Below are 17,278 nucleotides of genomic sequence, written 5' to 3'. Positions count from 1 at the left end.
GATGTTGCTTTTACACTTTGATTTTCTTGCTAAGAAGAGCGCTTAACTGGTTCGATCTTAGTATGGTAAAAGGATTCAAACTGTGCAGCAGAAAGCGGCTTGCTGATCAGATATCCTTGACCAAAATCACATTCCAGCTGCTGCAATAAACGCAATTGCTCCAGCGTCTCCACGCCTTCGGCGACTACCTTCATCGATAAATTATGCGCCATGGCAATAATGGTTTTAACTAACGCTTTAGACTCGTGAGTGGCGAGCATATCGCTGATAAAACTGCGGTCGATTTTGAGTAAATCGAAGGGGTAATGACGGAGGTAATTCAGTGACGAATAGCCCGTACCAAAATCATCCAAAGATAATTTAAACCCTAACTGATGTAATTGGGTTAAGGTCTGTTTTACCTGTGCCTGTCCTGAGATCAATACGCCTTCTGTGATCTCCAACTCGATAAAGCGATTGGCAATCGGGATGTCTTTTACTAATAGCTCTATCTGTTTCAATAGGTTAGGATCTTTAAACTGCCTAGGTGATAAATTGATTGCGATACGGATGTCGGAGTCTAAGTGTTGCTGCCATTGGTGTGCTTGGTTAATAGCAGTTGAGAGTACAAACAATCCGATGTCGATGATCAAACCGCTTTGTTCTGCGACGGGAATGAACTCCGCAGGAGAGACATTACCCAGTGTTTTACTGTGCCAGCGGAGTAAAGCTTCCGCGCCAAATACATCACTGTCTTCAATATAAAATTGAGGTTGGTAAAACACTTCTAACTCGTTTTCATTCAGTGCTACGCGCAGTGCTTCCTCAATTTCAATGCGTCGAGATAACTGTTGACTCATCTTTTGATTAAATAGACAGTAGTTGTTGCGACCATTACTTTTGGCATTGTACATTGCGGTATCAGCGCAGCTAAGTAACTCTTGGGGGGAGTTCGCGTCTAAAGGATAGATAGCAACGCCTATACTGACTGAAATATTAAAATCTTTATCGTCGACAATAATGGGATGGTGAAAAAGTTTGATGAGCATATCGGCAACAGAGGTAATGTCTGCAGTGTGCTTAAACCCTCCCATCAACACAATAAACTCATCACCACTAAGCCGTGACACGGTATCTTGCTCACGTAGCGATTGCTTGAGCCTTTCTCCTGAAGCGATGAGAATTTGATCCCCCGTTTCGTGACCGAGTGAATCATTGATCCTTTTAAAATCATCTAAATCAATAAAAAACACTACCGCAAGTTCATCGTTACGTTCGGCATCAAACAGTTGCTGTGCTAGCCGCTCCATCGCTAAAAAACGATTTGGTAAATCGGTCAATGAATCATAAAAAGCGTGATGTAAAATGACTTCTTCTTGACGCTTTTTCTCGGTGATATCGCGCACTGCGATTACTAGTTGATCTGTTCCTGGAATAGGAGATAACCGAGCTTCGAATAGCTTTGCTTGATCAGCAATTGTCAGTGGATATTCTATTTGGGTTAATTGGTGGCGCTGATTGGCAGACTTGATGGCTTGGCTAAATTGTTTAGCTGCGTGGGAGGGCAGTACCTCCGCCATTTTCTTGTTGATAAACTGCTCTGGCGACATATACAAGTCGTCTGATTTTCCGGTATGGCATTCTAAGATGGTACCGTCCGTATTGATTATAAAGAAAATATCCGGTAAAGCCTCAAAAACACTATTAATAAGAGCGTGACGGCGCTGTAATTCCTGAGTGCTTTGTAATTGTTGTTGCCAGTTTTTCTCTAACGTTTGTGCCATGACATTGAATTGCTTAGCAAGGACTCCAAGCTCGCCATGTCCCACGATGTCGGCTCTACTGCTCAAAGACTTTGTGGATAATGCATCGCCTACTTGGATCAGTCTTTTGATTGGTTTATGAATGAAGCAATGGGTAAAGCTTAGTAGCGCAATAATGATGAGTATCAAAAACACCGCTAAAATACTCGCCTTCGTTATCAATTGTTGCTTTAACGAAAGAAAAACGGTGCTTACGTCATAAATAGCAACCAGCCTAACTACATCAGCGGACTCAGCGACGGGCACTTTAGGTGAAATGGGAATGGCTGCGAGAAAGTGCTGCTGATTTGGGTCAAATGCTACAGTGAGGTCAAGTGTGCGTAGTGTTGCTGTCGCTTGCGCCTGACTGATAACTTGATTAAATACTTGTAGTCCAATCGCTGAGTGTTGGGTTTCGTTGATGAGCGTTTCTCCTTGAATAAGGAAGAGTGCTTTATATTTACTGTCAGAATAATAATCCTCGAGAGTCAGGCTAACTTGATTATTGTTGCCCTCCACAAACTCAGTAAAAAGATGTTTACCTAAATGAGTTAAATTTTGTCTTAGTTTTGTCTCATAGCTTTCGAGCAGCATGTCTCGTTGGCTAACATATGAAATGGAGATAATAAGAGACGAGATCACCAAGCCACAGAGTACCGTGCCCCAAGTCAGCGTTTGTTTTAAATTTATAGAAATAACCCGATTACTCATAAATAACCAATTCAATTACCCCGATCCCGATTAGGATTTTCATTTCAATGCGATTACCCAGGCTGTGGTTCTTGCTCTTACGCGTTTACTTTTTTCTGCAGAGTGATCCATCACTAGTGTAGTCCAGCTGCAAAAACCTGTATCAAATTTGGGCGAATATTCTCGTGGTAGAGCGAGTGCTATGGCAATGGATTGTTGAGTTTTCGCATTAGGTCCAATCTCGTTTTCTTTCGCTTTGACCGCAAATGAATTGCTGTAAGCAATTTGGCTTTTTATATTGGTTAAAAAGAAAACAACAAAAGAGAAAATAATGAATAAGGTAGTTAAATGCACGCTGGTTAGTATGCTTTGTGCATCAGTAAGCTCAGCGGCTCTCGCTTATGACAGGATCACCGGAAAAGCTTTTGCTAGCCGCTCTGAAGTGATTGCAACTCAGGGCATGGCGGCAACTTCTCAACCACTGGCAACCCAAGTCGCAATAGAGGTATTGAAGCAAGGCGGAAGCGCCATAGATGCTGCAATTGCAGCCAATGCCATGCTTGGCTTAGTGGAGCCTACAGGTTGCGGTATTGGTGGCGACTTATTTGCGATTGTGTGGGACGCGAAGCAACAAAAGTTATTTGGTCTCAATGCTTCTGGGCGCTCACCAAAAAGCCTTTCGCTAGCAAAATTACAGCAGCAAGGCGATACAATTCCAAGCTATGGGCCGCTTCCCGTTTCTGTACCCGGTGCGGTCGATGGTTGGTTTGAACTGCACAACAAATTTGGCAAACTGCCAATGAAACAGTTACTTCAGCCCAGTATCGACTACGCTAGAAGCGGCTTTCCAGTTTCTGAGTTGATTGCTTATTATATGCAGCGCTCGGTGTCGGCCCGTGAGCAATATTCCGGATTTAAAGAAGTGTTTATGCCAGAGGGGGAAATGCCTAAAAAAGGAGAGATATTTAAGAATCCGGCACTCGCTAATACCTATGAGTTACTTGCAGAAAAAGGCCGCGATGCCTTTTATAAAGGCGAAATTGCTAAAGAAATTGACCGTTACATGAAAGCCAATGGTGGATACTTAAGTTACCAAGACTTGGCTGAGCACCACAGTGAGTGGGTTGACCCCGTAAGTGCTGATTATCGCGGCTACACGTTATGGGAACTACCTCCTAATGGTCAGGGCATTGCCGCCCAGCAAATTCTCAATATTTTAGAGGGCTATGATATCAAGACAATGGGATTCGACAGCCCAGAGTATATTCACACCTTTGTTGAAGCAAAAAAACTTGCCTTTGCAGATAGGGCAAAATACTACGCCGATCCAGACTTTAATGAGATACCCGTCGCGACGCTTATTTCGCAAGCATATGCTGACGAAAGGCGTGCATTGATTGATCCAAATAAAGCAGCTAAACGCGATCATGCAGGGCCTGTAGAAGGGGATACCATTTATCTCACGACAGCCGATAAAGAAGGGAATATGGTGTCGCTGATCCAAAGTAATTTCCGTGGTATGGGCTCGGGTATGACGCCAGCTAAGCTTGGCTTTGTCTTGCAAAATAGAGGCGAGCTATTTGCGTTAGATAAAAATCATTACAACGGTTATGCGCCGGGAAAAAGACCTTTTCACACCATTATTCCAGCCTTTGTCACAAAAGATGGTAAACCATGGATGAGTTATGGCGTGATGGGAGGCGCGACTCAACCGCAAATGCATGCGCAGATCCTCATTAACATGATTGATTTTGGTATGAATCTACAAGAAGCGGGCGATGCGCCTCGAATTTTGCATAGTGGTTCATCGCAACCAACCGGTGAAATCATGACTGATGGAGGGTATGTTAGTCTCGAGTCTGGTTTTTCCATGGAAACCCGTAGAGAGCTGATAAAAAAGGGTCACAAATTACAAGAAGCAGTTGGTCCCTATGGCGGTTATCAAGCGATTATGCGAGATGGTAAAACTGGAGCGTACTATGGTGCATCTGAAACAAGGAAAGATGGCCAAGCAGCAGGTTACTAAAAGCCTGATTGAGTGGTGAAATCAACACGAATTGTAACAGTTAAAGCGCTTCGCTTTTTGTTATCTTGATGTAATATCATTGTTGTTAAACGGAAATTTAAGGAACAAGAACATGACAAAAATAATAACAAAGCGAAGTGCCTTGTCGACACTCGTTGCGGCGCTTTTAACTACCCAAAGTTGGGTGGTATTTGCTGACACCATTACCAATAATGTTTACTCAGAAAAGGGCTTAGCAGGCACACTAACCCAAGAAAAAATCGACGAGCAAAACTATAAAGCCAAAATTGAGTTTGGCTGGAACAATCGTCGGATCTTAATTGATGAAACCTTAAAGTTGAATGAAAAAGGACTACCCATCAATTTTAGTCTTAAAGGACGTTCTGCTTTTGGCTCCACAATTGACGAAACGTTTAGCTATAACAGAGGCATTGCGCAGTGGAAAAGTGTCAATGAATCAGGCATTAAGGCTGATGCGACACTCGATTTCTACGTACCGTCTAATAACCACCTTGCACTAGATAACGCGACGATGCGTTATGTTCTAAAAAATAATAAATACGAATTAGATGTTTACCCTCAAGGTAAAATGCTTATCGAAAAAATGAAAACGATGAAGTTAGGGGAGCAAACCGTTCATCTATTAGTAACGAGTGGCCTTAGTCTTACTCCTAATTTTGCATGGTATGACGACGATGGTAACTACTTCGCACAAAGTTGGGGGCCAATGTATGTCTTGCGCGACGGCTACACCAAAGCACAGTTCGAAGAACTTGAGGCTATCCAAAAACAAGCCGAACAGCAGCATTTAGAAAACCTCGCAAGCAAGCTGACACATGATGTCCCTGTATTACTGATTGAAAATGTTGCCGTCTTTGATGGTGAGCAGAAAAAACTGCTGAAAAACCATGATGTGTTGATTAAAAGTGGCAAGATTGTAGAAATCGCTAAACATATTAAAAAACAAAATGGCGTGGTTAGCCTTGATGGAAAAGGGAAAACCTTGATCCCAGGGCTTTGGGATATGCACGGTCATTTATCAAAAGAGAACGGTATTTTAAATATTGCGAACGGTGTTACCAGCGTTAGGGACATGGGTAACGAGCACGACAATATTATGGAAATTGAAGCGCTCTTTAACACCAATCAGGTGCTGGGCTCTCGAGTGTACCGTGCTGGCTTTATGGATAAATACAGCGAAAACTCAGCGGGCTTAAGTGTGAAGTCATTGGAAGAAGCACTCGAGACGGTCGATTTCTTTGCCGATAATGGCTATGTTCAAGTAAAGCTATATTCTTCTATCGATCCGAATTGGGTAAAGCCTATTTCTGAACGTGCGCACAGTCGTGGATTGAGACTTAGCGGTCACGTGCCTGCGTTTATGACGGCAGAGCAAGCCATTGCAAATGGCTATGATGAGATTCAGCACATTAATATGCTGTTCCTTAATTTCCTTGCTGGTGAAGAAGTGGATACCAGAACACAAAAACGGTTTTCACTGATGGGAGAGCAAGCTTCAGGCTTATCACTTGATAGTCCAGAGATGAATGCATTCATCAAGCTACTAAGTGATAAGCGCATTGTTGTGGATCCTACTGTATCTACCTTCAGAAGTTTATTGATGGCAGAAGATCAAAAGATCAATCCGGAATTTGCTGCTATTTCAGAGCATATGCCAATTGCATTCGCTCGTGGTTTAAAAGGGGCTGAGATGCATGTTGATGAACAGTTTAAGCTGAGCTACCAAGAGTCGGGTGAAGCAATGCAAAAAATGCTGAAAAAGCTCTATGATGCTGGTGTTCCAATGGTACCTGGAACGGATAATATTGCAGGCTTTACCTTGATCCGTGAGCTGGCGCTTTACGTTGATGCGGGCATTCCAGCGGCTGATGTGCTGAATATGGCAACGCTAGAAAGCGCCAAATTGATGGGCGTTGCACATCAAACCGGTTCAATTGCCAAGGGTAAAGTGGCAGATCTAGTATTGATAGACGGCGATCCACTTAAGGACATTACGGCACTGCAAAAAGCGACATTGGTGATCAAAGGTGAGCAAGCGTTTAAGCCTGCTGAAATTTACCAAGCGATTGGAGTGAAGCCGTTCACTACCTCGCCTTCGCTAAAGTAATATTAAGTACATTACAAAAGTAATAGTTTGATGCTGTAAGACCAGTGTAAATAAATATAAAACTTGCACTGGTTTTATTTTCGTTACCTCGATATCAGACTAAATTGTATTTCTGAGTTTTACCAAAAGTGTTTCTAAAACAGAGGTTTGTTCAATAAGTAAACAAATCGTTCTGACTTTCCTGTTACTACCTAATAAAAAATTCCTAAAAACGGTTCGGTGTAATCTTGTGTAATGGATAAATTTACTTTTTTGTTAATAAAGCGGTTTATTTATCAGTTTCTTGTGCTAGCCTTTTTCAGTACAGATCATGAGTCGTTGATGTAAAGCCACACAAGTTGTGTGTGATTTACCAGCTTCAGTATGGTCTTTTTTATAACTCTATTTGAGACTTTGATGTCGTCACCCTCGCGTACAAGGATGGTAAAAAAGTTGCCATATTCAAGCGTTAAAGTGACAGTGAGTGATTACAGCAATGTTGTATATATGCTGCAAGCAAATAGCAAAAGGTGCTGTTGATTAACTTGGCTCGCGGTTTTAGCGGTTAGTTAACCTTTATAGATATACCCTACAAACGTTTTCCTACTTAAGTGGGTACTGTGTTTGTTGCGGTTAAGTAATTGATTGGTTTTTTACAACGTTACTGATGGTTAACTGTCGCAAGCCAAATTGATACTGCTCGCGCTGTTGCCAAAGGAATCCCAACCAAGTTATGGGGATGGCATGAATACAAATATTGTTACTATACTCGCGGGTTTAGCGCGTACTCGATCTCAAGATATTGCCTATCAGTATTTTTACGATGAGGCATTACCAAGTAAAACCATTTCCTACCAAGAACTGCATGAGCGTGCAGCCTCTATTGCTGAGACATTGAGTGAATATTTTGAACCGGGTGACAGAGCATTATTACTGTACAACTCTGGATTTGAATTTATTGAAGCTTTTTTTGCTTGTTTATACGCAGGGATAATTGCGGTACCGGTTTATCCCCCTAAAAAGAATCAAAATGTTGATCGTCTGCGTGCCATCATCGAAGACGCAGGTGCCAAAGGTGCGCTTACCAGTGAAAAGATCAATGAAATCGCCAAGCCATTGCTTGATTCTGAGCCAAGTCTAGCGCAGTTAGCACTATTTACTACCGATAACATTGCACTTAAATCGACCACTCAACAGTGGCCTCGTGCACAACTCCTTGGTGAGCAACTGGCATTTTTGCAATATACCTCAGGCTCGACGGGCACACCTAAAGGCGTAATGGTAACCCACGACAATATTCTTGATAATCAGGCGCTAATGAAAGAAGCGTTTGGTCACGATAGCAACTCTTCGATTGTAAGTTGGTTGCCTCATTTCCATGATATGGGACTGATTTTTGGCATTATGCACCCAATCTACATCGGTGCGACAGCGGCACTGATGAATCCGGCTTATTTCCTGCAAAAACCACTACGTTGGCTAAAACTGCTTTCACAAACCAAAGCATTAACGTCAAGTGCGCCAAACTTTGCCTATGACTTGTGTGTGGACACCGTCAAAGATGAAGATCTTAAAGACTTAGATTTGTCTCATTGGCGCTCGGCATTAAATGGCGCAGAACCAGTGCGTGCCAGCACATTAGAGCGTTTTTATCAAAAGTTTAAAGTGTGTGGCTTACAAAGAGAGAGTATCGCACCTTGTTACGGCATGGCAGAAACCACCTTATTTGCAACTGGTGGACGTCTTCTAGAACAGCCAAGGATATTACGTATTGATGCGACCAAGCTACAGCAGGGTAAAGCCGAACGAGTCGCAGATGAAGATACAGTAGATACGTTTTATGCGTTAGATGTGGCTGATGAACAGCAGCCTTATTACGCCGTATCTTCTGGCGTGAGTTGGGGCGAGCATTGTATTGCGATTGTTAACCCTGAGTCTTTTGAAGCCTGCAATGATGGTGAAACCGGAGAAATTTGGGTAACTGGCCCAAGTGTAGCAAAGGGGTATTGGAATAACCAAGCGGCAACCGAGGCTACGTTTCATGCCAGAATTAAAGGTGCTGACGAGCGGGCTTATCTGCGTACTGGTGATTTAGGCTTTATCCAGCGTGGGGAATTGTTCGTTACAGGACGCGCCAAAGACGTGCTTATCTTCCGTGGTAAAAACTACTACCCGCAAGATATAGAACTTACGGTTACAGAAGCAAGCGATAGCTTAGAGCAAAATGGCGGTGCGGCGTTTTCGGTAGCTTCCAATGGCGATGAAGAGCGTTTGGTTATCGTGCAACAAGTAAAGCGTACTGCGCTAAGAAAGTTAAATGCTGAGCAGGTATTACAGCAGATCACCGCTGCGATCGTTGAGCACCACGGCATTACGCCTTATGACATCATATTGATAAAACCCGGTCGCATTCATAAAACATCGAGCGGTAAAATTCAGCGCCAAGAGAATAAGCGCAGTTATTTAGCCGATAACTTTGAAGTCATTGCGCGCGCCCGTGAAGAAGCTACGCCACAACAAGCTGAGGCGCCATCGTCCTCGTCGTCACTACAGCAAATTCAGCGGTTATTACAAGATTTAGTCGCACAAGAAATAGATAAGCCCGCGCGTAGTTTGGATATCGACGCGCCATTCTTGGCATTAGGTGTGGATTCGATGAAAGCGGTACGGATCTCAGGGGAATTAATGGAAGTACACGAGCTAGATCTTGAGCCTACGGTACTTTACGAATATCCCTCAATTCGCGAACTAGCCCAGTATCTAAGTCAGTTTAGTACGCTTACTCAAGCTCTAGGGCAGACAGAGCTTAACGAGTCGAAAGGCGCCACTGAGCAAGCGAATAAGACGCAAGCCTCTCGCCGAACTGAAGATATTGCGGATACAGATATTGCCGTGATTGGCATGGCTTGTCGTTATCCTTCAGCAAATGGACTCGATGCATTTTGGCAGCTGTTATGCCAGCAGGGCGATGGGATCACTACGCCAGATCCTAAGCGTCAGCAGCTTTGCCTTAACCTTGAAGCTGACCGACTCGGTGGCTATTTAGAGAATGTCGATGAGTTTGACGCTGCATTATTCGGTATCTCGCCACTCGAAGCTAAGCATATCGACCCACAGCATAGATTATTGCTTCAAACGGCTTATCACGCCATACAGCACGCTGGCTACCAACCCGCCACGCTCGCTGGTAGCGATATTGGCGTGTATGTTGGTATATCGCAAAATGACTACTTTTTATTGTCGCAACAACAGCAAAAAAGTACCGCGTATTTAGGCACGGGCACTGCGCTGAGCATTGCTGCAAACCGCATTTCTTATAGTTTTAATTTTACCGGCCCAAGTGTGGCAATTGATACGGCGTGCTCGTCATCGCTGGTGGCGCTTCATCATGCAATTCAAGCTCTAAGAAATGGAGAAACAAACGCGGCATTGGTGGCGGGCGTTAATCTAATTCTGAGCGATGATGTGACTAAGGCCTGTGAAAACGCACAAATGTTGGCAGCTGACGGCCATTGTAAAACCTTTTCACAGGCAGCGGATGGCTATGTGCGAAGTGAAGGTGTTGGGGTGGTGATGTTAAAGCCGCTACAACAAGCCATGACAGACAACGACCCGATTGTTGGTGTACTCAAAGGCAGTGCAATTAATCAAGACGGCCGCAGCAATGGCATTACCGCGCCGAATAGTGCCGCGCAACAGGCTGTGATCAATGCAGCCCTTGGTAATGCCAAGATGCTGGCGGGAGATATTCACTATGTGGAAACCCATGGTACGGGTACGGAGCTTGGCGATCCTATCGAGATCACAGCATTAAACCGCACGTATGGAGAACACCATAGTCGTCATGATCCGGTTATTCTCGGTGCGGTAAAAGCGAATATTGGTCACCTTGAATCCGGTGCGGGTATTGCTGGGCTTATCAAAACGCTACTGTGTTTACAGCATGGGCAAATTCCTGCGCAGCGTTATAGTGAGGTGTTAAATCCACATATTCCATGGCAAAAGCTCCCGTTTATGGTGCCGCAAAACATGCAGACATGGCCTGCAGAACATGGGGGAATAAGAGCCGCTGGATTAAGCTCCTTTGGTTTTGGTGGTACTAATGCGCATGTGATCTGCGCACAAGCGCCTGCGCCTAAACCCGACACGCAAGCTGAAGTAACACCGCCTTCGTTTTATCTATTGCCTCTCGCTGCTAAATCTAAAGCTGTATTGCAGCAACTTGCTGGTCACTATAGTGAACGATTGTCGAGTTTGACTCCTCAAGCATTTGATGACTTCTGCGCACAAAATGCCGAGCAAGTGCCGCTTAAAGGTGTGCATAAAACGTTTAGTGGTGTGAGTAGAGAAGCACTGATTTCGCAACTGATTAGTCCCATTATTGTTGAACAATCTTCGGCAAATGCTGCTCCAGAAGTTGCGTTTTTGTTCACCGGACAAGGTTCGCAATACCCCTTGATGGCTCACGCTTTATACCAACACCACGCAGTGTTTCGCAGTCACTTAGATGAAATTGACAGCCTGATTGGCGAGCGCTTTGGAGCACGCCTGTTGGATGTGTTATTTGATGAAAAGCATAGCGAACTACTGGCACAAACCCGTTGGACGCAAGTGAGCTTGTTTGCCGTTGAATACAGTGTGGCAAACTTATTGATGCATTATGGAGTAAAGCCATCTCAGCTGCTCAGTCATAGCGTTGGTGAGTATGCAGCGGCTTGTATTGCGGGTGTGTTCTCGCTTCGTGATGGCGTTGAGTTGATTGCAGCGCGTGGTCAACTAATGCATGAATTAGCGATAAAAGGCAGCATGATCGCCGCAAGATGTGATGAAATAACCGCACAGAGTTGCTTGAGCGAGTATCAAGGGCAAGTGGTTATCTCAGCCTTCCATGGTGAGGCTGGGGTGGTATTCTCCGGTGCTGATGAAGCAATCACTGCCCTCAGTGACGTACTTGCAGAACAGCAAATTAAAGTAAAAGCGCTGCATACTGCAAACGCTTTCCATTCTCCACTGATGAACCCCATGCTAGACGCCTTTAGGGAAGTCGCTGAACAGGTTAGATTTCAACAGCCTCGGCTGCCTTTTGTTTCGTCCATGACGGGACAAGTAGAGACCGCACGCATTGCAACAGCTGAGTATTGGGTTGAGCAAATTATGGCACCGGTTCGCTTTGTTGACTGTGTAACTGCGCTGGAGTCACTAGAGCATGGCTTAGCGATTGAGCTTGGTCCTAAACCAATTTTGAGTGGCTTACTACAAGAAAATAGCAATAACAAAGCGCTCAATTATGCCCATGTATTGCACCCCAAAGGCGAAGACAGCAAGAGGTTCACCGAGTGTTTAGGCACATACCTCGACTTAGGCGGGGCGCTCGAATGGCAACAGGTGTATGGCAGTCGCCCGAGCGCTAGAGTGAGCTTGCCGCAATATCCCTTTGATTGCAGCTCATACTGGATTTTTGGTACTGAACAATCACAGCCCGAAGCTCTGACTGTGGTGGATACAAGTGACCGTGATGCTCAGATCCGCAGCTTTGTGCTCAATACCCTAGCGGGACTCTTGTCGATGCCCGCTGATGCTATCCAAACCAACCTTCCGTTGTTAGAAATGGGGGTTGATTCGTTGATGATCATGCAGGCCGTTAGAGTATATGAGCGGGAATTCGGTTTAGAGTTTAGTGTTCGTCAATTTTATCAAGAGCTCAGCGATGTCGATAAGTTAGTGGCCTATATTCAAAGCCATAGTGAATATCTCAAAGTGCCGCAAAGTCCTCAACAAGCTGGCAGTTTGCCATCACCTGTATCGGTAACGACTGATACGCCAAAAGGTAGTGCAGTAGAGGCTGACAACCACACGCTTGTCGCTATCTATCAGGCGCAATTGCAGGCGGCAAGCACAGTGACTAACGCTGAAGCGAGAGCCGCGTTAGAAGCTGTGGTGGGACAGCAGTTACGCCATATACAGGGCGTGAAAGTTGAAAGCAGTGCTGTCACCTCGACAACAACCTTGGTATCAAAACCCCAGCCAAGCAGCGCCCAATCTGTATTACCAGGCGCACAGAAAAAACAAGTGCAGCGTGCCAATAGCAGCCCAGCCATACGCCAACATCTTGCTGCATTGAGTGATGCTTACATTGCGAAAACGCACAGTTCAAAAGCGCTAGTGAGCGAATATCGCGGACGCCTTGCGGATTGCCGAGCATCGGCAGGTTTTAGACTGTCGAGCAAAGAGCTACTTTATCCGGTGTTCTCTAAGCGCTGTGAGGGCGCATATATCTGGGATATCGACGACAATCGCTATATTGATATCACTATGGACTTTGGTACTAACTTATTTGGTCATAATCCTGACTTTATCAAAGCAGCACTGGCGCAACAGCTTGAAGCCGGGATGCAACTTGGACTTGCAAGTCCTGATGCGCCTGAGGTTGCTGCACTTATCTGTGAGCTGACTGGGCTTGAGCGGGCATCGTTTTGTAACTCTGGTACAGAGGCGGTCATGACGGCGCTACGCTTGGCAAGAACGGTGACCAAACGCGATAAAATTGTTCAGTTCTCAGGCGCGTACCATGGTCACTATGATGGTACTTTGGCAACTGAGTCGCCAGAGCAAGGCGTAGAGGCAATGTGTGCTGGAGTGCGTTATGGCGCAATCGCCGATAATCTCGTTTTACCTTATGGTGATGATGAGGCGCTAGAGGTTATTACCCGAGAGGCACAACATATTGCCGCGGTGATTGTTGAGCCGGTACAAAGCCGTCACCCTGAAAATCAGCCTTGGGCGTTTTTACGAAAACTACGTACGCTCACTGAAGCACATGGTATTGCCCTTATTTTTGACGAAATGATCACTGGCTTTAGAGCACATCCCGGTGGTGTTCAAGGCTTGATAGGGGTTAAGGCCGATATGGCAACCTATGGCAAAATCGTCGGTGGTGGTATGCCTATCGGTGTGGTCGCAGGGGCCGCTACCTATCTTGATGCCATTGACGGAGGAAATTGGCAATACGGAGATGATTCCTACCCTTTGACCGATACTACCTTCTTTGCCGGGACTTTCTGCAAACATCCAATGACCATGGCGAGCGCCAAAGCGGTGTTGCAAGCTATTAAGTCGCAAGGTCCAGCGTTACAACAAGGGATCAACGACAAAACCGCGGCATTTAAAGCACATCTCAATGGGTTTTTTGAAACCCATGACGTACCCATTCGAATAGAAGCGTTTGCCTCATTATTCCGTTTTCGCTTTTCGCAAAATCTTGATGTGTTCTTTTATGAAATGCTAGAGCGCGGTGTATTTATTTGGGAAGGACGAAACTGCTTTTTCAGCGCCGCCCTTACAGATGAAGACATTGCAGCGGTGATAAACGCAGTTGAAGCTAGTGTACTTAGCTTAAAACGTGCGGGTTATTTTGGTGAAGTGAGCCCAAGTGATGACGATGCTGCATTTCCACTTAGTCATAGCCAGCAGCAGCTATTAGCGATGGCGTTGACCTCAAGCGAAGGGGCGAGTGCATATCAATTACAAGCGATATTAAAGCTCTCAGGTAAGCTCGATTTAGCGCGGCTGAAGCAAGCCGTTACTACGGTCTGCCGCGACTTCCCAATCTTGCGTTTTGGTGTCGATAGTGACCGCTTAATGCAATATTGCCGAGTGGAACAAGCCGAGTTGCATGTTGAGCCATGGAACGAAGAAGACCAAGCAGCATTACACACCCGACTATCCGCACTGCGTTATCAACCGTTTGACTTTGCAAAAGACCCACTTTGTAGAGTGACGCTGTTGAGTGATGGCAAAGCGCAGCACTATCTAAGTGTTGTGGCCCATCATGTGATCTGCGATGGGCTTTCACTACAAATGGTGCTGGCAGCAATCGCTGAGCGCTACAATCAAGATGCAAAACAAAATGAGGTGGCAAGCCGAGTTGTCTCCTTTAGTCACTACGTTGATAGCTTGCAGGCATATTCGCATTCACCGGAAGCTGCAAAAAACCAAGCTTTTTGGCACCAGTGCTTAGCGAGTTCAACACCACTTGAGCTGCCAAAATCAACGACGGTGAGCGTGGCTTCATACCAAGTTAATCAGCTCACATTACCCATTTCATCGAGTGCAATCCGAAATACTGAGACCCTTGCTCAATCTTTGCGTTGTGGGCAATTTGCGACAATGCTTGCACTGTATTGCTTGTGGCTACACAAGTTAAGCGGCCAGACTGTGATAAGTGTAGGAGTGCCGGTATCAGACAGGCAACGACTGGCATCGCAGTTTGAGCCTGAGTTACTCGACCAAACGTTACTGGGCTATTGCACCAATATCTTGCCCATTGTGGTTGATATAGCAGGCCTTAGCACTATCGGTGAGCTGGTACAGCGGGTGCAAAACACCTTACTTGATGCCTTTGATCACCAAACTCATCCGTATGCAAGCCTTGCCGATGACCAGCTAATTCTACCTAGCACTTTGTTTAATCTAGATAAAGTCACCACTTTGCCGAGTTTTAATGGGCTAGAAGTTGAAGTGCAGCCAAGTGTAGCTAAATTTGGCCAATTTGAACTGACGACAAATATGACCTGTGTTGCGGGGCAGTGGTCACTGTTAGTGGAATATCACACGGCGAAATTTGATACTGACTTAATGACCCAGTATGTGGCTAAGTTTGTCCATTTGCTGTCGCAGGTTCAAGGCAACACACCGATAGGGGCTCAAAATGAGTTGATACAAAGTAGTGATGATGTGTATCGATTGGTTGAGTTACCGCTACAGCAAGAGAAATCGGTTAAGGTCGCGACGAGTTTTGTTGAAACTTGGCAGCACAATGTGTCGCGTTGCAGTGCACGTACGGCACTGGTAACGGATGATGTGAGTCTCAGTTATGAAGCGCTAGATGCGCGTGTTAACCAGCTCGCTCACTACTTGATGAAGCAGCAGGTAACGCCCAATAGTATCGTGGCGGTGGCATTACCACGCAGGGCGGAGCTGTTGGTAGCACTCATGGCGGTGATGAAAGCTGGAGCGGCATTTTTACCACTCGATCTCACCTTTCCTGACGAGCGTATCGCGCATATCTTAGAGGATGCCAAAGTGAGTGTTGTGCTGTGTGATGCCAGCAGTGCAGAGTCTGCGTTATTCAATCATGGTCGTTTCAAACGAGTCTGTATGGATAGCGATGCCGAAGACATTGCCAAAAGTTCGACTCGCAGCCCAAGCTTGCTAATTCAAGCTCAGCAGCGTGCTTACGTGATTTATACCTCTGGTTCCACGGGGTTACCCAAGGGCGTTGAAGTTAGTCACGGGGCATTTGCTAATCTGCTTGCGTCTATGTGTCGTGAGCCGGGGCTGGTGACAGATGACCGCTTATTGGCCATTACCACAGTGGCATTTGATATTGCCTTGCTAGAGTTGTTTGGGCCGTTACTCGTTGGTGCGTCGGTGGTGCTGGCAAGTGATGAAAGTATTAGCGATCCTGCAGTGCTTGGCGCGCTTATTGAACAGCAGCAGATCACGGTGATGCAAGCAACACCAACGCTATGGCAATTAGTGTTAAATGCGGCGCCAGCATGCACTTCTGGCATAACAGTATGGAGTGGCGGTGAGCCTTTACCTCAGGCACTGGCCGCGCAGTTACTTAGTCACAGCAAAGCGGTTTATAACTTATACGGGCCAACCGAAAGCACGATTTGGTCGGCGGTGGCACATATCGACAATGCCGCAGAGGTAACCATTGGTAAAGCGATACAAAATACTAGCTTATTTGTGCTCCCAACCGAGTGCCATGGTGAAGGGCTGCCTTTACCCGACGGCGTATGGGGCGAGTTATACATTGGTGGCAGTGGTGTTGCTATGGGTTATTTACATCAAGCGGAGCTGACCGAGCAGCGTTTTATCAATCATCAATTTACAGCTTCCATTAGCCGCCGCTTATACAAGACGGGAGACAAAGCGAGGCGTTTAGCTGATGGCCGCTTTGAAGTAAAAGGACGCTTAGATAATCAAATTAAACTCCATGGTCATCGTATAGAGCTTGGCGATATTAGCCATCATTTGGGGCGGATACTCAATACTAGTGAAGTCGATGTTTGCGTACAAACACTAGAAACTGGCCCATGTCTGTGTGGTTATATGATTGATGATGGTGAGCTATCAACCGAGTGGTCTTCGCCTCGGCTGCGCCAAGCGCTCGGTGAATGGTTACCAAGTTACATGGTACCTGAGCATTTTGTTTGGTTAAGTCAATGGCCGATGACACCAAATGGTAAGCGCGACCGAAAAGCACTACCAATGCCTGCTGCCGAACAAGTATCAGAAATATGCACGTTGGCTCCTCGCACTGAAACAGAAAAGCAGCTGCATCAACATTATATAGCGCTTCTCCCTGTTGAGCAGTTGGGCGTCACAGCACGTTTTGTGGATAGCGGCGGCAATTCGGTGATTGGTATGCAGTTGGTATCGAGACTCAACCAAGCTTTCAATATTAAATTGACCATTGGCGACATCTTTGAGCACGCCTGTATTGCAGAGCTTGCTGAGTGTATAGAAGCGCTAAAACAAGCTCATGATGCTATTTCGGTGGAGGTGCAAACTCCAAATGTAGAGAAAGTCAGTGATATTGTGAGCGATCGAGATTTGAGTGCTGCGCTAAGTGATAAATCTATGACGGAGATGGACTTGTAATGA

At 45.6% G+C, this 17,278-nt stretch carries 4 protein-coding genes; 3 read left to right on the top strand and 1 reads right to left on the bottom strand.

Annotation, left to right across the window (positions count from 1 at the left end):
- Positions 1–29: 29 nt before the first annotated feature.
- Positions 30–2,492 (bottom strand): EAL domain-containing protein, encoded by a 2,463-nt coding sequence (locus EXT48_RS14880; protein ID WP_240703393.1) that lies wholly within the window; start codon positions 2,490–2,492, stop codon positions 30–32.
- Between the two features lie 310 nt (positions 2,493–2,802).
- Between EXT48_RS14880 and ggt the strand changes: the two genes are divergently transcribed.
- The 3 genes from ggt to EXT48_RS14860 all read left to right on the top strand — a co-directional run bounded on the left by ggt (position 2,803) and on the right by EXT48_RS14860 (position 17,275).
- Complete coding sequence (ggt, locus tag EXT48_RS14870; RefSeq protein WP_130164922.1) at positions 2,803–4,497, top strand: gamma-glutamyltransferase; 1,695 nt, start codon at positions 2,803–2,805, stop codon at positions 4,495–4,497.
- A gap of 112 nt (positions 4,498–4,609) precedes the next feature.
- The gene (locus EXT48_RS14865) at positions 4,610–6,625 is read left to right on the top strand and encodes an amidohydrolase family protein (protein WP_130164921.1); all 2,016 of its coding nucleotides are present in this window, start codon (positions 4,610–4,612) and stop codon (positions 6,623–6,625) included.
- A gap of 723 nt (positions 6,626–7,348) precedes the next feature.
- On the top strand, positions 7,349–17,275 hold the full coding sequence (locus EXT48_RS14860; protein ID WP_130164920.1) for a non-ribosomal peptide synthetase/type I polyketide synthase: 9,927 nt from the start codon (positions 7,349–7,351) through the stop codon (positions 17,273–17,275).
- The last annotated feature ends 3 nt before the right edge of the window (positions 17,276–17,278 follow it).

Source organism: Pseudoalteromonas sp. CO348 (genome assembly GCF_004208845.1).
Classification (GTDB): Bacteria; Pseudomonadota; Gammaproteobacteria; order Enterobacterales; family Alteromonadaceae; genus Pseudoalteromonas; species Pseudoalteromonas maricaloris.
Note: the sequence above shows the minus strand (reverse complement) of the source record. Positions and strands in the feature narration are given on the sequence as shown.